The organism is Streptomyces sp. NPDC006691 (assembly GCF_042869955.1).
GTDB lineage: Bacteria > Actinomycetota > Actinomycetes > Streptomycetales > Streptomycetaceae > Streptomyces.
In genome coordinates this window covers 247771-266842 of the sequence record NZ_JBIAGW010000006.1, presented here as the reverse complement: position 1 = coordinate 266842, position 19072 = coordinate 247771, and the positions used below count along the sequence as shown (strand labels likewise).

At 70.1% G+C, this 19072-nt stretch carries 21 protein-coding genes; 13 read left to right on the top strand and 8 right to left on the bottom strand.

The genetic code is table 11. The features are described from left to right. Window positions 1–52 precede the first annotated feature (52 nt). Complete coding sequence (locus tag ACFYNP_RS16750; RefSeq protein ID WP_388786102.1) at window positions 53–874, bottom strand: SDR family NAD(P)-dependent oxidoreductase; 822 nt, start codon at window positions 872–874, stop codon at window positions 53–55. Between the two features lie 190 nt (window positions 875–1064). On the opposite strand from ACFYNP_RS16750, the gene ACFYNP_RS16745 reads away from it, so the two are divergent. The 5 genes from ACFYNP_RS16745 to ACFYNP_RS16725 all read left to right on the top strand — a co-directional run bounded on the left by ACFYNP_RS16745 (window position 1065) and on the right by ACFYNP_RS16725 (window position 4603). Next, window positions 1065–1508, top strand: coding sequence for a MarR family winged helix-turn-helix transcriptional regulator (locus ACFYNP_RS16745; protein WP_388786101.1), 444 nt, complete (start codon window positions 1065–1067; stop codon window positions 1506–1508). Window positions 1509–1901: 393 nt separating this feature from the next. After that, window positions 1902–2033, top strand: a complete 132-nt coding sequence (locus tag ACFYNP_RS16740) for a hypothetical protein (protein ID WP_388786099.1) — start codon at window positions 1902–1904, stop codon at window positions 2031–2033. A gap of 588 nt (window positions 2034–2621) precedes the next feature. Beyond that, on the top strand, window positions 2622–3137 hold the full coding sequence (locus tag ACFYNP_RS16735; protein ID WP_388786098.1) for a hypothetical protein: 516 nt from the start codon (window positions 2622–2624) through the stop codon (window positions 3135–3137). Window positions 3138–3476: 339 nt separating this feature from the next. After that, on the top strand, window positions 3477–3605 hold the full coding sequence (locus ACFYNP_RS16730) for a hypothetical protein (protein ID WP_388786096.1): 129 nt from the start codon (window positions 3477–3479) through the stop codon (window positions 3603–3605). Between the two features lie 173 nt (window positions 3606–3778). Then, window positions 3779–4603: an SDR family oxidoreductase gene (locus ACFYNP_RS16725; RefSeq protein ID WP_388409693.1), complete on the top strand. Its 825-nt coding sequence runs from the start codon at window positions 3779–3781 to the stop codon at window positions 4601–4603. A gap of 103 nt (window positions 4604–4706) precedes the next feature. Here the strand turns inward: ACFYNP_RS16725 and ACFYNP_RS16720 are convergent, their stop codons facing one another. Continuing rightward, window positions 4707–5771 (bottom strand): WD40 repeat domain-containing protein, encoded by a 1065-nt coding sequence (locus ACFYNP_RS16720; protein ID WP_388786094.1) that lies wholly within the window; start codon window positions 5769–5771, stop codon window positions 4707–4709. A gap of 452 nt (window positions 5772–6223) precedes the next feature. On the opposite strand from ACFYNP_RS16720, the gene ACFYNP_RS16715 reads away from it, so the two are divergent. After that, a complete protein-coding gene (locus ACFYNP_RS16715) occupies window positions 6224–7525 on the top strand; it encodes an ion channel protein (protein ID WP_388786092.1) in 1302 nt (433 codons plus the stop codon). A 94-nt stretch (window positions 7526–7619) separates the two neighbouring features. Here the strand turns inward: ACFYNP_RS16715 and ACFYNP_RS16710 are convergent, their stop codons facing one another. Beyond that, window positions 7620–7829: a DUF6480 family protein gene (locus ACFYNP_RS16710; RefSeq protein WP_388409685.1), complete on the bottom strand. Its 210-nt coding sequence runs from the start codon at window positions 7827–7829 to the stop codon at window positions 7620–7622. A gap of 231 nt (window positions 7830–8060) precedes the next feature. Between ACFYNP_RS16710 and ACFYNP_RS16705 the strand changes: the two genes are divergently transcribed. From ACFYNP_RS16705 to ACFYNP_RS16690, 4 genes are all read left to right on the top strand, one after another. After that, window positions 8061–8507: a hypothetical protein gene (locus ACFYNP_RS16705; RefSeq protein WP_388786091.1), complete on the top strand. Its 447-nt coding sequence runs from the start codon at window positions 8061–8063 to the stop codon at window positions 8505–8507. 90 nt (window positions 8508–8597) lie between these two features. Then, window positions 8598–8972 carry a hypothetical protein gene (locus tag ACFYNP_RS16700; RefSeq protein WP_388786089.1) on the top strand — a complete coding sequence of 125 codons (375 nt, stop codon included), beginning with the start codon at window positions 8598–8600 and terminating at the stop codon, window positions 8970–8972. A 232-nt stretch (window positions 8973–9204) separates the two neighbouring features. Further along, window positions 9205–9684, top strand: a complete 480-nt coding sequence (locus ACFYNP_RS16695) for an SRPBCC family protein (RefSeq protein ID WP_388409676.1) — start codon at window positions 9205–9207, stop codon at window positions 9682–9684. Window positions 9685–10063: 379 nt separating this feature from the next. Continuing rightward, entirely contained in the window at window positions 10064–12052 is a 1989-nt protein-coding gene (locus ACFYNP_RS16690; protein ID WP_388786088.1) for a potassium transporter Kup, read from the top strand. A 45-nt stretch (window positions 12053–12097) separates the two neighbouring features. On the opposite strand, the gene ACFYNP_RS16685 is transcribed toward ACFYNP_RS16690, so the two are convergent. The 4 genes from ACFYNP_RS16685 to ACFYNP_RS16670 all read right to left on the bottom strand — a co-directional run bounded on the left by ACFYNP_RS16685 (window position 12098) and on the right by ACFYNP_RS16670 (window position 14951). After that, window positions 12098–12268 (bottom strand): hypothetical protein, encoded by a 171-nt coding sequence (locus tag ACFYNP_RS16685; RefSeq protein WP_388786086.1) that lies wholly within the window; start codon window positions 12266–12268, stop codon window positions 12098–12100. A 124-nt stretch (window positions 12269–12392) separates the two neighbouring features. Continuing rightward, on the bottom strand, window positions 12393–13160 hold the full coding sequence (locus ACFYNP_RS16680) for an FAD:protein FMN transferase (protein ID WP_388786084.1): 768 nt from the start codon (window positions 13158–13160) through the stop codon (window positions 12393–12395). Continuing rightward, window positions 13153–13575: an FMN-binding protein gene (locus ACFYNP_RS16675; protein WP_388409669.1), complete on the bottom strand. Its 423-nt coding sequence runs from the start codon at window positions 13573–13575 to the stop codon at window positions 13153–13155. The genes ACFYNP_RS16680 and ACFYNP_RS16675 overlap by 8 nt, the downstream gene beginning before the upstream one ends. An 11-nt stretch (window positions 13576–13586) precedes the next feature. Further along, window positions 13587–14951 (bottom strand): ferric reductase-like transmembrane domain-containing protein, encoded by a 1365-nt coding sequence (locus tag ACFYNP_RS16670; protein WP_388786082.1) that lies wholly within the window; start codon window positions 14949–14951, stop codon window positions 13587–13589. A 169-nt stretch (window positions 14952–15120) separates the two neighbouring features. Between ACFYNP_RS16670 and ACFYNP_RS16665 the strand changes: the two genes are divergently transcribed. The 3 genes from ACFYNP_RS16665 to ACFYNP_RS16655 all read left to right on the top strand — a co-directional run bounded on the left by ACFYNP_RS16665 (window position 15121) and on the right by ACFYNP_RS16655 (window position 18083). Continuing rightward, window positions 15121–15855 (top strand): response regulator transcription factor, encoded by a 735-nt coding sequence (locus ACFYNP_RS16665; RefSeq protein ID WP_388409664.1) that lies wholly within the window; start codon window positions 15121–15123, stop codon window positions 15853–15855. Next, window positions 15852–17276, top strand: a complete 1425-nt coding sequence (locus ACFYNP_RS16660) for an ATP-binding protein (RefSeq protein ID WP_388786080.1) — start codon at window positions 15852–15854, stop codon at window positions 17274–17276. Before ACFYNP_RS16665 ends, ACFYNP_RS16660 begins: the two co-directional genes overlap by 4 nt. Window positions 17277–17624: 348 nt before the next feature. Beyond that, on the top strand, window positions 17625–18083 hold the full coding sequence (locus ACFYNP_RS16655) for a DoxX family protein (RefSeq protein WP_388786078.1): 459 nt from the start codon (window positions 17625–17627) through the stop codon (window positions 18081–18083). A gap of 179 nt (window positions 18084–18262) precedes the next feature. On the opposite strand, the gene ACFYNP_RS16650 is transcribed toward ACFYNP_RS16655, so the two are convergent. Beyond that, entirely contained in the window at window positions 18263–18928 is a 666-nt protein-coding gene (locus ACFYNP_RS16650; protein WP_388786077.1) for a hypothetical protein, read from the bottom strand. Window positions 18929–19072: the final 144 nt, after the last annotated feature.

The following is a 19072-nucleotide window of genomic DNA, read 5'->3' as shown; positions in this document are numbered from 1 at the left end:
GCCGCAGGTTGTGGCTTCGTGAGAGGCGTCACGAGAGGCGTCACGAGAGGCGTCACGACGTGGCGGCGTCGAGGTCGCTCACGTCGTCGAATCCGGCCTTGCGGTTGAGGTTGCCGGTGATGCGGGCGACCGTGGTCCGGGGGAGCAGGCGCGACGCCCAGGTTGCAGCGCGGGTGGAGGCGCGTCCGGGGAAGGAGACGGACCGGCCGCGTGCGAAGTCGTCGAGTGTTCTGGCGGCGACGCCGGCGGGGGTGTCTGTGGTCTTCGGGTCCATGGACGCGGTCGTGCGGTCGAAGAACCCGGTGTCGGTGGCTCCCGGGTGAGCCGCCATCACGCGCACGCCAGTACCTCGGACCTCCTCGGCGAGCGCCTCGGTGAACGAGAGCACGAATGCTTTGGTGGCGGCGTAACTCGCCTGGTACGGCATGGGCTGGAAGGCCGCGGTGGAGGCGACGTTGACGATGCCGCCGCGGCCGCGTCCGACCATGCCGGGCCCCAGGAGGTGGACCAGGCCGATCAGCGCGGTGACGTTCACGTCGACGGACTGGAGGTTGGGTTCGAGGGGGCGGCCGAGGAAGGGGCCGACTGCCCCCATTCCGGCGTTGTTGACCAAGAGGTCCACGTCCAGGCCGAGTTCCCCGATCGCGTCGACCACCGCCTGCGGGGACCGCCGGTCCGACAGGTCCGCGACGATCACATCGACCCGGACGGAATGCGCCTTCCGGATCTGCCCGGCCAGGGCGTGGAGTGCCTCGGCAGAACGGGCGACAAGGATGAGATGTGCGCCTCGGGAGGCGAGTTCCCGTGCATAGGCCGCGCCTAACCCCTTCGAAGCGCCGGTGACCAGGGCGGTGGTGTTCGCGTAGTCGTGCATGGGTGAGTGCTTCCTGTTCGGCTGGGCGCCGGGCCGCATCACAGCGGACGGGCCTCGGGAAGGACGAGACGCGGGGGAGTGCCCCGCTTCGGGGACGGCCTCCTGTCCACAGCGGGAACGAGGCCAATTGCTTCGAGTCTCGAAGGAACATAACACTTCGAGACTCGAAGGAGAAGGCTAGGATGAGAGCATGACGCGAGGCACCCTTGAGGCAGCGGTGGTGGCAAACCACGAGATCTTCATGCAGACCAGCGACCGGATCGGGACGGTCCTGGCCGAACACGGTCTGACGCAGGCAACCGCTCAGGCACTCTGGGCGATCGACCCGGCCGAGGCGCCGCCCTCGATGAAGGAACTGGCCGGCCGGCTGTACTGCAACGCGCCCAACCTCAGCTTCGTCATGAATCAGCTCACCGGCCGGGGATTCGTCGAACGGTCCACTGACCCCGCCGACCGCCGTTCGCGCGTCGCAGCGCTGACGGAGGGCGGCCGACGGGTACGGTCCGCGCTGATCGAGGCAGCACTGGCCATGAGCCCGTTTGCCCGACTGGACGCCGGCGACCAGCTCAAGCTGGTGAGTCTCCTGAGGAAAGCACTCGAACCGACGGCAGATCCGACGGCCGATCCGGCGTGAGAATAGGCAGGCTGCAAGACGCGGCACGGCGACTCGTCGGCCTGACGACAGGCGCGAGTCCCGGCAACTGATCGAGCACGAAGGGGTATCCGGGCTTCCGAGACGTCCAGTCGTTGACCCGAGTTGCGCGGATGGCCTCGCGGCAGCCCGCCCCAGCGGCTAGCTACGTGACCCGCATGGTTCGTCGGGGTGATGGGGCGTCTCCCCGATCTGAAGATCGCGCGTCGAGGCCCGTGGCTCGGTCCGCCCCCAGGTCGAGGTGGTCGCCGACGTCACCAGCCTCGCGACGCCGACGGCACGCCACCGCATCGCGTTGAACCGACTCGGCCGTCTGGTGCGCACGCTCCGGCCCGGCGCCTGTCCGGGGCGGCTCGGAACGGCGACGGCGATGTCGTGGTCATCCTGGACGCGCACGCGTCGTTCACCCAGGTCGAGCGCGACGACGTGTGGACCTACCGGGGCCCTTGCCTCGGCACCCCGGACGCACTGCTCGCCGCCGGTCCGGTGCGTGAAGTGGGCGAGTGAATGAGGCAGTTGAGGGACGAGATCCGCGAGCGGCACGCTGGATCATGGGCGCCTGCCTCCTGCGTACCGTGAGGCCATGGCCGTCCGAGGGTGCCCGCGGTCAGCCCTCGGCGCGCACGATGGGAGCGGCCGCCCGGCGGCGTGAAGTGCCGTGTTCTGGTTGCGTGTTCAGGGGAGAGCGTCCAGCCCGCTTCGATCGCGGGATGTGTGATCGCGGGCGACGCCCGGTCGGCGCATTGGGGATCACGGAGCTCTCCGTTACGGGCCCGTACGGCAAATACCTCTTTCTCGGGAGTAGTTGACGATCGGCACCGGCCTCCCGGTTGGCCTGGCACTAGGACGAACCTAGGACGGCCGAAGGACCCGCGTCCTTAGCGTCATCGCGGGTCGGTCAGCCACTCCCTGGCACCGAGGAACAGCAACGAGACGCCCGGTCGAGACAGCAGCGGGGGCACGACGACAGCCGTCGCCACCGTCGCCTCGGCCAGTACCGCCACGGGGAGTGGTCCGGGCCCAGCGCTGATCTGCGAGTCGGTGGGAGCGCAGCCTCCCACCGGCCAAGTGGCCACTCCCAACCGGAAGGCACCCATGAGTCTCAAGAAGGCACTCACCGTCTCGGCAGCCGTAGCGGCGTCCCTGGCCGGCAGCCTCCTCACCGCGTCCGGCGCCCATGCCGCTGCCCCGTCGCCCGCCCCCCACGTCGTCTCGCCGGCGTACAGCGCAAACGCGTGCCGGTCGTGGACCACGCACAACTACGCGTACGTCACCAACAACATCTCGATCGACTCCTGCTATTGGGTCGAGAACAACGGCTACACCGTCTCCGCCACGATCCCGTTCCAGAACTACTCCGGCACCGGCGTGGTGTACTGCGCGCACGCGGTCAACGTCAACACCGGCGGCTGGGCGCACGACTTCGGCTGCGGTTCCGGGGTCTCCACCGGCCAGGGCTCCACCACGGCGGGCACCGGCGGAGGCGGGGCCGGGTACAGCGAATACTGGGACGCGCCGGCGGGCACCTACGTGGTCTCCGCCGGGTTCTGGCTGAACGGCAGGTACTACGGCGACGTCCAGAGCCCTAGGACCACGATCGGATCGCACTAGTCCATCAGGGCCGGGCGGTTGCCGGTCCGGTGCCCCGGACCGGCAACCGCCCGGCCTTTCCAGGTCGGGCTGGGCGAGGGTTCGTCGCTGGGCGTAGGACTGCGAGGTGAGACAAGTGAGAGGGGACGACCGTTGATGAACAGTCGTGGGACGAGGTGCCGGAAGCGGCTGGCCGGTGGTGTGGCGGCATTGACCCTGGGGGTCGCGGGACTGATCGCGGGTGTTGCCGTTCCGGCGCAGGCCGATGCGTGCACGGGCGTCCGCGTCACAGGTGCTTCGGGCACGGAGTGCGTCACGGTGCCGGGCGGGACCGTGAACGTGGCGGGGAGGACGACGTTCGTGAACCTCTCGCCCGATACGGCGACCGTGACCTGCGGCTCCGTCCATGGGGTGCTGCCCGCAGATCCTCGGCTGGTGTACATCCGCGACTTCGAGGGCCGGTGCGACGTCAGCTTCTTCCCCCGCTGATGGTGTGCGCCGACGAGTAGTGCCGGACCGGATCTCGCATCACCGTCATCCTCGAAAGGCCCCCTCCAGGACTGTGGGGGTTGCCTTCGAGTGCACTCGAAGGTGTTGTCTGGTGGGAGAAACACGGCGACGTGCTGATCGTACCCATGACGAGTTTCCTTGAGGAGCACACCATGACGGAGAAGATCTGGTTCATCACCGGCGCCTCGCGCGGCTTCGGCCGGGAGTGGGCCATCGCCGCCCTCGAACGCGGCGATTCGGTGGCCGCGACCGCGCGCGACCTTTCCACGCTGAACGATCTGCGCGAGAAGTACGGGGAACGACTGCTGCCCCTGCGCCTCGACGTGACGGACCGTGACGCCGACTTCGCCGCGGTACGGCAGGCGCACGAGCGGTTCGGACGGCTCGACGTGGTGGTCAACAACGCCGGCTACGGCCACTTCGGCTTCATCGAGGAACTCACCGAGGCCGAGGCGCGCGCACAACTGGAGACCAACCTGTTCGGCGCCCTGTGGATCACGCAGGCGGCGCTCCCGTTCCTGCGCGAGCAGGGCGGCGGCCACATCCTCCAGGTCTCCTCCATCGGAGGCATCAGCGCCTTCCCGCTGGTCGGGATCTACCATGCGTCGAAGTGGGCGCTCGAAGGCATGAGCCAGGCGCTGGCCCAGGAGGTGGCGCCGTTCGGCGTCAAGGTCACGCTGATCGAGCCCGGCGGGTTCGCCACCGACTGGGCGGGCTCCTCGTCGAGCACGTCCGAGCCGCTGCCGGCGTACGCCGACTTCCACCAGCAGGTGCAGGAGCAGCGCCGCAAGCGCGTCGGCACGCCGGGGGATCCGACCGCGTCCGCCGCCGCCGTGCTGGAGATCGTCGACGCCGACGAGCCGCCGCTGCGCTGCTTCTTCGGTTCGGCACCGCTGGGCATCGCCAAGGCCGACTACGAGCAGCGGCTCGCGGTGTGGGAGAAGTGGCAGCCCGTGGCGGAGCGGGCGCAGGGCTGAGCCGGGGCGCGGAGGCCCGGCGTACGGAGCGGCAGCCGTAGGCCGGGACGCGGCCACCGGCTCCGGTCAGGCCCGGGCTCGCCGGAGAGCCCGGGCCGTTCCGTCAGAACTCGACGATCTGGAGAAACGCCCCGGGATCGTCGACGTAGTTCACGCCGGTGATGTACATGGTTTCGCCGTCGGGCCCCATGGTCAGACCCGTTCCCCGCTCCATGTCGAATCCGGTGACTGTCTCTCGGGCCACGCGCGTGTTGGTCGCCGTCTTGTAGGAGAGCACCTTCGGCGCGCTGCGCTGATCGTCCTCAAGAACGTAGAACCGGCTGCCGTCTCGGCTCACGGCCGGGCTCAACACCGGTTGGTAGTTCGACTGGAAGTCGATGGTGGTCAGTACCTGGTCGCTGTCGAGGTCGACCAGGACCGCGTGGCCGTCCGGCTTGCTCAGCGCGTACAGGCGGCGGCCGTCGGGCGTGAGAGCCAGTTCATCGACGAAGCCGGTGTCCGAGACGGTGCGCAAGAGCACCGGGACGCCGGTCGAGACGTCCAGGTGGACCAGCCCGACATCGCCGCTGACATAGACGTCCTTGCCGTTCGGCCGGACGACGACGGCGCGCGGGCTCTCGCCGGGCAGCGGCACCGTGGTGGTGAACGCCTGCCGCACCGTCGAGAACACCAGCAGCCGGGACGGACCCGTGCTCTGGGCCCCGTTGTCGGGACCGGTCTGGCTCAGATAGATCGAGGCCCCGTCCGGGCTGATGGCCATGCGCGACAGTGATCCGGGGTTCGAGCCGGTGGGCCGCGGCTGATCGGGAACGGGGAAGCTGGAGCGCAGGGTGCTGGTGGTGGTGTCGAACACGTTCAGGGTGCCCTCGGTGAGCAGGTAGATCTGCTTGCCCCCGGCACCGAACAGCAGGGGCCCGGCCCACCGCCCACTGCCTGTGGAGACGTGGGCCGTGGTCTGCCCGGTCCGGGTGTTGACGACGTCCAGCGAGGTGCCGACGTCGTCGATCGAGGCGACGTACGCCTTGGTGCCGGCCGCGTTGACGAGCGGCGCTATCGCGTACTGGGACGACGGCAGGCGCGTGACGCTCTCGGTACCGGAGCGCGGGCGCGCTTCCGCCATGCCCGTACCGGCGCCCATCAGCAGCCCCACGCATAACAGCGCTGCCATCCAACGGGCTCTGGAATCAAGGGACTTCATGCTTCCTCCCCCACTTCTCCACCGCGTCGTCGCGATGGCGGGGATCAGGCTACGCCGAGGCCCGGTATCGGTGGGTTGAGGCGAGGCGGCGAAGACGGCAACCGGTCAATGTGCCGGGCCCAAAGCGCCGCGCTCGAAGCGTCGCGCTCGAAGCGCGGGGGAGGGAAGAGCGGGGGAGGGGCGGGCGGCGCGGTTCTGCGGCGCCGCCCGCTCGGCGTCCGGAGGTGTCCCGTACTCAGCGGGCCCAAAAAGGCAGCGGAGAACAGGAGTTGGCGCAGGTATAGCCGCCTGGCATCAGAAGGCCGGCTTCGTCCTCGTTGTTGCCGCCACCCGCGAAGCGGTGCGGGAATGTCCGCCACCTCGGCCGCGCGCGGGACGTTTCCTATGAAACACGGACCAGGGTATTCACCTAGGGTGATCGCGTGAGCACTCCAGATGATGCTGCCCGGACGCCCCTCGCGGCCCTGCCTTCCGTCTCCGCTCGCACCCTGCTGCCCGTCGTCGTGCCCGCTCTCGTGGTGGGGGTCGTATGCAGCCTGCTGTTCCTCGCCGTCAGCGCGGTGGCCGAGAGGCTCCAGGACGTGCTGTGGACGGACCTGCCCGGCGCGCTCGGCGTCGGCGGCTACTCCGCGCTGTGGACGATCGCCATCCTCACCCTCACGGGCGTGCTGGTCGGGCTCGTGGTGTGGAAGGCGCCCGGGCACGCCGGCCCCGACCCCGCCACGCTCGGCCTCGGTGAGGAGGAACCGCTGCGGGCCCACGTGGTGCCCGGACTGCTCGTCGCCAACGCGTTGATGCTGGCCGGCGGGCCCAGCCTCGGCCCGGAGAATCCGATCATCGCCGCCAACGTCGCGCTCGCGTTCTGGCTGGGGACCAGGGCAGTGCCGAAGGCTCCGGGACGGATGTGGGTGCCGCTGGCCACCGCGGCGACGCTCGGCGCCCTCTTCGGTACGCCCGTCGCCGCCGCCCTCGTGGTCTCCGAGGCGCTGGCGGGCAGGCCCCTGCCGGTGAGGGGCTCACTGTGGGACAACCTGTTCGGCCCGCTCCTCGCCGCCGGGGCGGGCGCGCTGACGACGACGCTTCTCGCCTCGCCGTCGTTCGACCTGCACCTGCCACCGTTCGGGAAGCCCGGCTGGGGCGACCTGCTCGCCGCGGTCGTGCTGGCCTGCGTGGCCGCGGCCCTCGGCATGGTCGCCGTCTGCCTCTTCCCGTACGTGCACCGCGCCTTCGGGGGGCTGCGGCATCCGATGCTGATGCTGCCGCTCGGCGGGTTGGTACTCGGTCTGCTCGGCGCCCTGGGCGGGCATCTGACCCTGTTCAAGGGACTGCACGAGGTGGGTGAGCTGGCCGCGGACCCGGACGGTTGGACGGCCGGTCAGTTCGCCGTGCTGGCCTTCGTGAAGCTGGCGGCACTCCTGATCGCCGCGTCCTGCGGATTTCGGGGCGGACGGATCTTCCCGGCCGTGTTCATCGGCGCGGCCTTCGGGCTGTGCGCGCACGCGCTCGTGCCGGGCGTGAATCCCTCCGTCGGCATCGCGGCGGGCGTGCTCGGCATGCTGCTCGCCATCACCCGGCAGGGCTGGATCAGTCTGTTCACCGCCGCTGTACTCGTGGCATCACCCGGGATCCTGGCCCTCATGTGCATCGCGTCCTTGCCGGCCTGGCTCCTGGTGACAGGGCGCCCGCAGATGCAGTTGACGAAGGACGGTGTCTCGCTGCGCTGATCCCCTCGGCAACGGGCCGACTCGGGGCGGGCGCGGACGGGCGGCGCAGCACGGCCATCGATCCGGCAGGGGCCTGGTCGGCGCGTGCGGTGCGCTACAGGGAGACGAGGCGCGCGATGAAGAAGGCTGCGATCAGCACGGCTCCGGCAGCGATCAGCCAGAGCCAGAACCGGGGGTGCTCCCAGAGGCCGCCGTCCGGACGTTCCTCGTGGGCCTCGGCGATTGACCCTTCCGCGGGAGGAGTCTCCCCGGGAGGTGTCTTTCCCGTGGACGTCCTTCCGGGAGGGACGAGTGGGTCAGTCATGACATCAGGCTCGCGCAGGCCGCGCGATCGCGCATCCGCTGGCACGTCCCGCCGCGCTGAACCTCCACCGGTGCCGCACACGGTCCGGGTATCGCGTCGGTCGCGAAAGGCTCGTCGGCACGCAAAGCTGAGATGCGAAGCAAAGCTGAGATGTACGGGCGACTGAGGAGCGAAGCCTCTGGCCATCCTGGCCGACCGTCGCGCGTCGAGCGGACACCGAAGGATCACGTCATGAGCCCTACCAGCGAGCGCGGAGCCGGCCAGGCGGACGGGCACGTCCGCCCCCACGGGGTGAGTGACGCCACGGTCGAGGCCCTGGGCACCCTGTCGGAGGCGCTGGAGACCGTGGAACAGGCTCGCGGCCATCTGTACGCCTTCCACCAGCTGACCGGCGGTGCGGATCTGACGCTGGGCCGTGCGGTCGAGCAGCTGCGGGCGGCGGGACACGGGGATCAGGCCGATCTGGTCGAGCGGGAGATCGTGGGGCGCAACGTCATCCCCGGCTGCTGGACCTTCCAGGTCATCGAGGCGTACAACGCCACCTACTACACGCCGTTCACCGAGGTTGAGCACCAAGTACGCCAGGAACTCGTGGAGGGGAGGAAACACCTGTACGAGGCCGAGATGAAAGAGGCCCGCCGCACCCGAGGCCATCCCGACCACACCGCTCGCCCCTGACCGGATTCGGGTCAACGGCCCCTGTGCAACGGGATGAAGCGCCCACCCGAGGGAACGCGAACACCCTCAGAGGAGAAAGGCCACGACGCCATGAAGACAACGGACATCAACCGCCTGCTCGGTGCCGCGACAGCGCTCTACGGCGCAGCCGTCATGGCCAGGCCCGAATGGCTTGCGAAACCCTGCGCTCTCCCGCTGGAGCCCAGTGGCCGCGTGCCAGGCGACACGGGCCTGCTGATCCGGGCCTTAGGATCCCGCGACCTGGTCATCGGTCTTGCCATGGTGGCCGCGACCGACGACGACGCACGGCGTTTCGCCACCTGGTGCCGCGTCGCCGCGGACGCGTCCGACGCCGTGATCTTCGGTACCCAGCTGTCCCATCGGCAAGCCCGGCTGAAAGCCGCGGGAGCCGCCGTCTCCTGGGCGGCTCTCTGCGCGCTGAGTCTGCGGAGCATCCGTTCGTGATGTCACCCCGCCGCTTCTGCCCGCCCCGGAAACCACCGGTCGACCACCCCGGGCCTCACACCCGTGCGGCGGCCCCGCGCCCACCAGTCTCCTGGGCTCCGGCTCCGGCTCCGGCCGCGCATCGGCACGGTCGGCCCGGGCGCTGAGACAGCTGCCGCCCCATGGCGAGATGCGTGATCAGGACTAGCGTGGGAACTCGCGGAGGGGGGCGCTTCGAACGCCGGAGGAACGCATGGCTGTACGGCACCGTTTGATCAAGAAGCCGCCAGAAGACGTCTGGGCGGTCCTGGCCGACGCCGAACGCTACGGGCAATGGGTCGTCGGCCCCGACCGGGCCGAACTGGACGAGGGAACCTGGCCCGAGCTCGGAGCGGCTCTCCGTTACACAATGAAGATCGGGCCGTTCACGCTGCACAACCGGACCGTCGTGCGCCGCGTCGAGCCGTCCGGCATCCTTGAGCTGGAGGCGTACAGCGGGCCACTGGGGACCGCGAGGATCGCCATGGAGCTGCGGCCCTGGGGCAAGGACACGCTCGTCATTCTCGACGAGCACCCCCTGCGCGGTGCGGGAGGCGCCCTGCACAACGGACTCCTGGACGCGGCGCAACAGATCAGACACCGCGCGATGCTGGGCCGACTTGCCCGTCTGTGCGAAGAGAGCGACGACCCGGTGCGTGGCGCTGCCCACGGACCGCGTCCGCGCCACGCCTGATTCGGTACGGGCCAGGCGGACCCGGCCCGCGTCAGACACCGGGCCCGGGGCCCGGGCCTCGGCGCCCCAGTCGCGCCTTCATCCGCAGCACCAACTACCGCTTCTTCTGATGGGGCTCGGGTAGCCGCGAAGTCGATCGAGAACGCGCGCACGGAAGTCCTCACCCAAGCCGGGAGCGACTCATTCCGGACGCCGCAGCGATCGGGGTGCCACGAAGGGGAGGGTCCCCGCCGGCGAACCGGGGGCTGGCCGGGGGCGACGCAACCCCTCCAGCCGGGAGCACCGGTGCAGTCGCCGAGGGTCTTGACCGCTTGCCCGGGGTCACCGGGGGTGGCGCCCTCTAGGATCGGCTAGCTGCTCCCGTTGATTGGATTCGGTGTTGACGGACAAACCTGACGTACCCGCGCCTCCTTCTTCCCCGGGCGCGGCGGCTGAACTGCTCCAGGGGCCAGGGCGTTACGACGGCAGCCGGCCCGGTCGGCACCGCACCGGGACGGCCGCGTTGGTGCTGGGCGCGCTCGGGGTGGTCTTCGGTGACATCGGCACGAGCCCGCTGTACTCGGTCCAGACCGTGTTCACCGCTGACAACCACCGAGTGCAGACCAACCCGGTCGAGGTGTACGGGGTGATCTCGCTCGTGTTCTGGGCGATCACCGTCATCGTCTCGGTCAAGTACGTGTCGTTCATCCTGCGCGCCGACAACGACGGCGAGGGCGGCATCATGGCCCTCACCGCGATGCTGCAGAACCATTCGTTCAAGACCCGGCGGGGCAAAGCCGTTCTGATCGCGCTGGGCATCTTCGGGGCGTCGCTGTTCTACGGCGACGGCATCATCACCCCCGCCATCTCGGTGCTGTCCGCTGTCGAGGGCGTCAAGGTCGCCACCCCGGCTCTCAGCCACCTCGTCGTACCGATCACCCTGACGGTGCTGACCGCCCTGTTCGTCATCCAGCGGTACGGCACGGGCCTGGTCGGCAAGCTCTTCGGTCCGGTGATGGCCCTGTGGTTCACGGTCCTGGCGGCCGCCGGGATCAACGGGATCTGCAAGAACCCCGCCATACTGAGGGCCCTTTCGCCCACCTACGCCGTCACGTTCATCGCTGAACACGGGGCGATCGCGTTCATCGCCCTGGGGGCGGTAGTGCTGGCGGTCACCGGCGCGGAGGCGCTGTACGCGGACATGGGCCACTTCGGCCGCCCGCCGATCACCCGGGCCTGGTTCCTGGTGGTCTTTCCGGCTCTGACCCTCAACTACCTCGGCCAGGGAGCGGTGATCCTGCGTACCCCCTCGGCCGCGGAGAACCCCTTCTTCCTGATCGTCCCCGGCTGGGCGCGGATCCCGATGGTGCTCCTCGCCACGGTGGCCACCATCATCGCCTCGCAGTCGGTGATCTCCGGTGCGTTCAGCGTGACCCGTCAGGCCGTCCAACTCGGCTTTCTGCCGCGCATGACGATCCGGCACACCTCGGAGCGGGAAGTCGGGCAGGTGTACTCCCCGGCGATCAACTGGGCCCTGTACGCCGCGGTGGTGGTCCTGGTGTTGGGTTTCGAGTCGTCGGCCGGGCTGGCGTCCGCCTACGGGTTGGCGGTCACCGGCACCTTCGTCCTGAACACCGTCCTCTTCCTGGCGGTGGCCCGGAGCCTGTGGGACAAACCCCGATGGCTGGTGGCCCTGGGCGGAGCCGTCTTCCTGACCGTCGAGGTCTCGTTCTTCCTCGCCAACCTCACCAAGATCACGCACGGCGGATGGCTGCCACTGCTGGTAGCGGGCGCCGTCTTCACCGTTCTGCTCACCTGGCGACGCGGCCGCATCATCGTGACCCGCAACCGCACCCGCGAAGAGGGCCCGCTCCTGGCGTTCGTGGAGCACCTGCGCACCCTGGACCCGCCGGTCCACCGGGTACCCGGCACAGCCGTCTTCCTCAACGCCAATCCCGACACCACCCCTCTGGCGCTGCGGGCCAACGTCGAACACAACCACGTCCTCCAGGAGCGGGTGATCATCATGCACATCCAGGTCCGCAACGTCCCCCACGTGCCCGCCGACGACCGTCTCACCAGCGGCGACCTGGGCTTCGACGACGACGGCATCAGCAGCCTGAACGCCAGCTTCGGATTCCAGGACGAGCCCAATGTGCCCGCCGCCCTCCAACTGGCCGTCAAAAGCGGGCTCCTGACTGCCCAGGACCTGAAGGAAGTCACCTACTTCCTCTCGCGGATCACGCTCGTGCAGTCCACCCAGCGGAACATGGCGTCCTGGCGCAAGAAGCTGTTCCTCACCATCTCCCGCAACTCCGCCCATCCGGTCGCCTACTTCGGGCTCCCCATCAGCCGCTCCATCAGCATGGGCGAACAAATCCCCCTCTGACCCCGGTCTGGCGCATACGGCCCGAGGGTGGATCCGGCACGCTGATCAGCTACACCGGCGCGAGGGCCGGCAGGGTGCGACCGGAGTGTCGCTGGACGGAGGGGAGGGCGGCGCACAGGACCAGGGCGAGGCGAGGGCGGTGAGCGGTACCAGGACCACGACGACGTGCACGAGCAGGACGTGCGCGGGGATGCCGTTGATCAGGTCCAGTCCCACAGGGACCCCTTCGTGGTGGGCGTGCCTGGTCGGAGAGGTGGGGGTTCATGTGAGGGGGCCGTTGCCCGCGCGGGAAGCGCCCGTTGACCGTGGGTCACCCGCGCCGAGCGATCCGCCTCGTGCGTCATGCCTCATGGCGGCCGAACCCCCGGGTGCGCCACTCCCGGCCGTCGGGCAGGACGGCGAGGGCCTCGTAGCCGTCCAGTGTCTCCAGCCACTCCCGGGCACCCTCGCCCCGGGCAAAGGCCGCGGTGGCGTAGGTGTCGGTCAGGGTCAGACGGGGGCCGATGAGAGTGAGGGAGGCGAAGGAGTCAGCGGGCGCGCCGGTGTGGGGGTTGAAGATGTGGTTGCCGCGTTCACCCGTCCCGGAGGTGGCGACGGCCAGGTCGTGGGGGGCGCTGACGACGGTGAGGAGTTCGCCCGGGCGCAGCGGATGCGCGATGCCAACGCGCCACGCAGAGCCGGGAGTTGGGCGGCCGCGGAGCTGGAGGTCACCTCCGCCGTTGACACAGGTGCGCTGCGCGCCCGCTTCGTACAGGACGTGGGACGCGGCCTCGGCGGCCCAGCCCTTGACGAGGCCGGAGGGGTCGAGGCTGCCGGCCGGGACGACGCTGAACCATCCCTCACTGACGTGCGCGGCCTGGGCGCAGAGCGACATGACTTCGCGGACTTCGGGCGGGCAGTCGGCCAGATGGATCTCGCCGCGGTCGAGTCGGCTGATGTGGCTGTCGGGCCGGTAGGTGGAGAACACGGCATCCACGCGGTGGAGTTGTCGCACGGCCGCGGCGAGTGCGTGACGGATCGCGGGGGTGGGCTCGTCGCGGATGTCGAAGGAGAAGACGGTGCCCATCACGTGCTCGATGTGGCGCAGTCCGGTCGTGGTGTCAGGCATGGGCCTGGTCCAGGGCGCTCTGGAGGGACTGGATGTAGCCCTGGCTGGTGTAGCTGGCACCGGAGACGGCGTCGATCCGGGCGCTCTGGGCACCGAGGGCCTCCTGGGTGAGACGCGGCAGTGCGTACGAGGCGATCCGCTGGTCGCGGCCGTTCTGGTCCGGGGCCTGGAGGACCTTGACGGCAGTGATCTTTCCGCCGGCGAGGGTGGCGGCGACCTGCACGGTCCCGTACTGGGTGTCGATGGGGTCTCCGGTGAACGTGCCCGTTCCGGTGGAGGTGCCCGCGGGGGTGTGGACGGCCGTCGTGGGTCTGGGGGCCACCCCGGCGAGAGCGGGGGTCTGGTGGGGTTTGAGGGCGAGCAGGGTGATGACCAGGGCGCTGATCCCGGTGGTGGCGAGGACGGCTCGGCGCATGACGGTACTCCTCAGAGAGCGAACGACTCGTGGTGGATGCGCCGGGCGGGGACACCGGCTTCGCGCAGGGCCCCGATCGCGGCCCGCGTCATGCCGGGCGGCCCGCACAGGTAGACCTCGTGCGCGGCCAGGTCCGGGACCAGTGCGCCCAGGCCCCGGGCAGTGAGGGGGGAGGAGTACGCGGCCGGTTCGTCGACGACGTAGTGGACGGTGGCCCGGCGGCGCGCGGCTATGGCATCGAGTTCACCGCGCAGAGCGAGATCGTCCGGGCGGCGGGCGCGGTAGACGAGTGTCACCTGGCCGGGCAGGGTCTCGAAGAGCGTACGCAGCGGGGTGATGCCGACGCCGCCGGCCAGGAGCAGCACCTGGGGAGCGGTGCGGCGGTCCGCGGTGAACGCGCCGTAGGGGCCCTCGGCCCACACCCGGGTGCCGGGCCTCAGATGGGCGAGCGCCGCGCTGTGGCCGCCCGCCGTCTTGACGGTGATGCGCAGGTGGGCGGGGTGTGCGGGCGCCGAGAGGGAGTAGGGGTTCGCCGTCCACCACAGCCCGCGGGCCAGGAAGCGCCAGCGCAGGAACTGCCCCGGAGCACCTCCGAGTTCGTCGAGGCGGCGGCCGGTGAGGTGGACGGAGACGATGCCCGGTGCCTCGGGGTGGATCGCGGCCACCCGCAGTCGGTGGCGTAGTCCACGGCGGACGGGGACGGCGAACCGGTACCAGGCGATGAGGGCGGCGACGCCGAGGAACAACGCGTACCAGGCCACCTGGGCGGTTCGGTTCCCCACGAAGTCGGCGCCGTTGGACAGCTGGTGGCCGAAGGTGAGGAAGACCGCCAGGTAGGTCGCGAAGTGGAGGTAGTGCCAGGTTTCGTAACTCATCCTGCGGCGCGCCGCGCGGGCCGAGAGGACTCCGGTCAGCAGGAACAGGAGGAAGCCGATCGTGCCCTTGAGGAGGTCGGGGTAGTCCAGGACGAGGGTGGAGGTCTGACTCACCACGTTCGTGTGGGAGGTCAGCGAATAGCCCCAGATGATCAGCAGGGTGTGGGCGAGGGCGAGGGTGACGGTGCAGCGGCCTCCCAGCGCGTGCCAGCGGGCGAGCCGGTCGGTGCCGACGGTGTGGTCCAAGAGTGGGACACGGGCCATCAGGGCCAGGAGGACCGCGCAGGCATAGCCGGCCAGCAGCCCCGTGATGCGGCCGGCGCCGGTGAGCCAGCCCGAGGGGCCGACGACCGATGACGTGTCACTCCACCACAGGGCCAGCACCCCCGCGGCGCCGGCCCAGATCACCAGTGGCACCAGGTACGGGACGGCACTGCGGCGCGGGCGCCGATGGCGCAGTCCGCGGCTCGCGGCCGTGGTGGGCGTGAAAGTGGCGGTCATGGGCTCCTCCGGATGGGACGCGCTCCGGCGATGGACGGCCAGCCTCACAGCCCAACCTCTGAGCAACCTCTGAAACAGCCCTCATCGGCCCGCTCGGCGCCGATTCAGAGGAAACTCAGAGAGTCGGCCCGTCCCGCCCCGGGGTGCGCCGGGAGATGCTGAAGGAACCATGGACGAACCACACACCACTCCGCATCTGCACCGCCCGGACGGCGAGCCCGTGCGGATCCTCGTCGTCGACGACGAACCGGACATCACGGACGTCCTGTCCGGAGTCATGGCGGGTGAGGGCTGGCAGGTCCGCACCGCCGCCGACGGCACGACCGCTCTCGCGACCGCTCGTGACTTCCGGCCCGACGCGGTGGTACTGGACTGGATGCTGCCCGACCTCGACGGCCTGCAGATCCTGCGCGCACTGCGGCGCGAAGCACCGCAGGTGTGCGTGCTGTTCCTGACCGCCCGCGACGCGGTGGAGGACCGCATCGCCGGGATCACCGCGGGCGGCGACGACTACGTCACCAAGCCCTACAGCCTGGAGGAGGTCCTGGCCCGGCTGCGGGGGCTGCTGCGGCGGGCCGGGATGACCGCGGAGCCGGGTGCCGACAGGATCACCGTCGGGGACCTCACGATGGACGAGGAGGCCAGAGAGGTCCGGCGTGGCGGGGTCGCGGTCGATCTGTCCCGTACCGAGTTCGAACTCCTGCGGTTCCTGATGCGCAACCCCCGCCGGGTGCTGTCCAAGGCCCAGATCCTCGACCGGGTCTGGGCGTACGACTTCGGCGGCCGCGCCCATGTCGTCGAGCTGTACATCAGCTATCTGCGCAAGAAGATCGACGCCGGCCGCACCCCGATGATCCACACGGTGCGCGGGGTCGGCTACGTCCTCAAGCCGGACTCGCCGTGAAGCGCCCCCTGCCCCGCACCCTGCGCGGCCAGCTCACCGCCGGACTCGTCGTCCTGCTCGCCCTGGCCTGCCTCGCCGTCGGCATCATGACGGCCCTCGCCCTGCGCGGCTTCCTGGTGGGGCGCCTCGACGAGCAGCTCGCCGCCTCCGGCGGCCGGTTCGCCGCCAGTCTCGAACACGAAGCCAGGCCCGACACCGACAATCGCCCCGACACCCGGGGCCAGGCCGAATCGACCTTCGGTGCCCGCCTGTTGCACGGCACCACCACCCAGGCAGCCGTGGTCCACGACGCCACCGACCGCACGGTCCGGCTCACGCCCGGGGACCGCGGCGCGCTGGCGAGGGTGCCCGTGGACGGAAACGGGCACAGCATCCGCCTCTCCACTCTGGGCAAGTACCGGGTCACGGCCGTCAACGGCGACGACCAGGACGTCATGATCACCGGCCTGCCCCTGCACCCGGTGGAGGAGACGGTGCACCGCCTCGAAGCCGTCGAGGCCGTACTCTTCGGCGCGGCTCTCCTGGCCACCGGCATCGCGGGCGCCCTGTGGGTACGCATCTCCTTGCGCCCCCTCCAGAAGGTCACCGCACGGGCGGCGGAAGTGGCCCAACTGCCGCTCGCCAGTGGCGAGATCGCCATGCCGGGACCGCTCCCCGACACCGATCCCCGCACCGAGGTCGGGCAGCTCGGCACCGCCCTCAACCACATGCTGGGCCATGTCGAGGACGCGCTGACCCGGCGCCACGCGAGCGAGGAGAGGCTCCGTCACTTCGCCGCCGACGCCAGCCACGAACTGCGCACCCCCGTCGCCAACATCCGAGGCCATGCCGAACTCGCCCTGCGCCATCGCGGAGCCGTCCCCGCCGAGGTCCGCCATGCCCTGGAGCGCATCGGCGGCGAATCGCAGCGGATGTCCCGGCTCGTCGACGACCTGCTGCTCCTCGCCCGCCTGGATGCCGGGCGCCCCCTCGAACACGAGCCCGTCGACCTGACCCTGCTGATCCTGAACGCGACCGATGACGCGCGCGCCGCGGGCCCCGGCCACCGCTGGCTCCTCGACCTTCCCGAAGAACCGGTCACCGTCACCGGCGACGCCCACCGCCTCCAGCAGGCCATCGGCAACCTCCTCGCCAACGCCCGCACCCACACCCCGCCCGGCACCGACGTGACCATCACCCTCGCCACCGGCGAGAGCGGTGTCCAGGTGGACGTCGCCGACAACGGCCCCGGCATCCCTGAAGAAATCCAGCCCGAGGTCTTCGGCCGCTTCGTCCGCGCCGACCACGCCCGCTCCCGCAGCACGGGAAGCACCGGACTCGGCCTCGCCATCGTCCACGCCGTGGTCACCGCCCACGGCGGGACCGCCACCGTCACGAGTCGCCCCGGACACACCATCTTCCGGCTCGCCCTGCCCGGGTGACACACGGGTGGCGAGAACGCCGTTCACGCCCGGACGGTTGGCCCGGACAACCACCCGGTGCGGCGCCGGTCGTCATGTGCAGGTGCCGTGGGAGCGCCCCGGGCAAAGTGCTCGGGCTTGAAGTGGCCGGCCGGCATACGCTGCGCGGTCACCGATGAACGGCGCAGCGAGCAGTTGGCACGTCTGCCGCAGTCGAAGGGAGTCGCGCTCGCGCTCTCGGATTCAGAGGGAATTCAGAGGTCTGAGCGGATGGTGCGGATGAGTGGATCGCGCTCATCATGACGTGTCATGCACATGATGGAAGTCGCGGTCCGTCGCCGGGCTTCCCGAATCGAGGAGTAACCCCCAATGAACTTCTCACGCCCGGAGCAGTTATCCACTGCGGGCCCGGTGGTGCAGGCCGCATTCCGCCTGGTGACAGGATTCCTGTTCGCCTGTCATGGCGCCGCCTCCTTGTTCGGCGTCTTCGGCGGCGCCCATGGTGGCGGTACACCGTCCCTGCTCCAGTGGCCCGGATGGTGGGCGGCTCTCATCGAGTTGGCGGGCGGACTCCTGGTGGCCCTGGGCCTGTTCACCCGTACCGCTGCCGTCATCTGCTCCGGTTCCATGGCCTACGCCTATTTCAGCGTCCACCAGGCAAACGCACTGCTCCCGATCGACAACGGGGGAGAGCCGGCCGTCCAGTTCTGCTGGGCCTTCCTGCTGATCGCCTGTCTCGGGCCGGGCGCCTACGCTGTTGGGGCCCTCCTGAAGCGGGGCCCGGCCGCCGAGGCTGACGATCGAGTGGCGCCGGTGCCCACGTCCTAGACCGGCACGCACGGGGCCGGAAGCTCCGGCTGCCGACCCCGTGCGGGTGTGGGCACACAGATGCCTACGCTTCCCCGGCCGCGAGGGCGGCTGTGATCCTGTCGCAGTATGCGGCGCGCGCCTCTTCCTCCCGCAAGGCGTCGGCAAGCCGCTCGCCCCCGGGACACGACCTCAGCGGATCAATCGAGGCCGAGTTTGGCGAGGGCTTGGGGCCAGTCGGTGGCGATCGCCTTCTGAGCAGCGGCAAGCTGTGCCTTTCCCGAGCAGACCGCGGTGTGGAGCTTGGACTCCACGGCGTCCTTGGGGTTGTTGGGGCCGGCCCCCGGCTTGTGGCTCGGTGAGGGTGGCTCGACCCACAGGTTGCGTGGATCGTCCGGGTCCCCGCCCAGTTCCAGAGAGACCAGGTGGTCGTATTCGGCGTCGTGCGGGCTGCCGGTGTAACCGTAGGACTTGGCGTTCGCGGACTTCTCCGGCCCGGTGACCGACTCGGGGGGACGAATCGTCGAGGTGTATCCCGTCTTGCAAATAGTGGCCCGCAAGGTCGACGGGGTGACTTTCGGGTTCAGGGCACCCGGTGTGCACTTCGCGTCGGGGAGGGGCTGACCGTTCTCAGTGCCGAAATGGCATGTCCCGGCCGCCGGTTGTGTCTGGACGGTGTACTTGGTCTGCGGACCCGGACCGTACGGCAGGGCTGCGGCGCCTGCGGCCGGAGCTCTGGTGGTGGTCGGGCCCGACGGGGCCGCTGAATGTTTCGCGTCCGAAGCCGACGGGGCGCCGCCGGAGCATGCGGTGCTGAAGGCGGTTACGGCAAGAGCGGCGACGGCGGCGAGGCAGTGGCGACGCATACGGTTCCCCCAAGAGCACGGTGACAGCCCGAAATTACCGCTGCGGCCCAATGGGGCGAGTGGCCCTGACTACGGGTTTGCCGGAACAACACCTCGACATTGCCCCGCACTTCGGGCTTGGGTGCACTGTGTGCCGGGGATCCG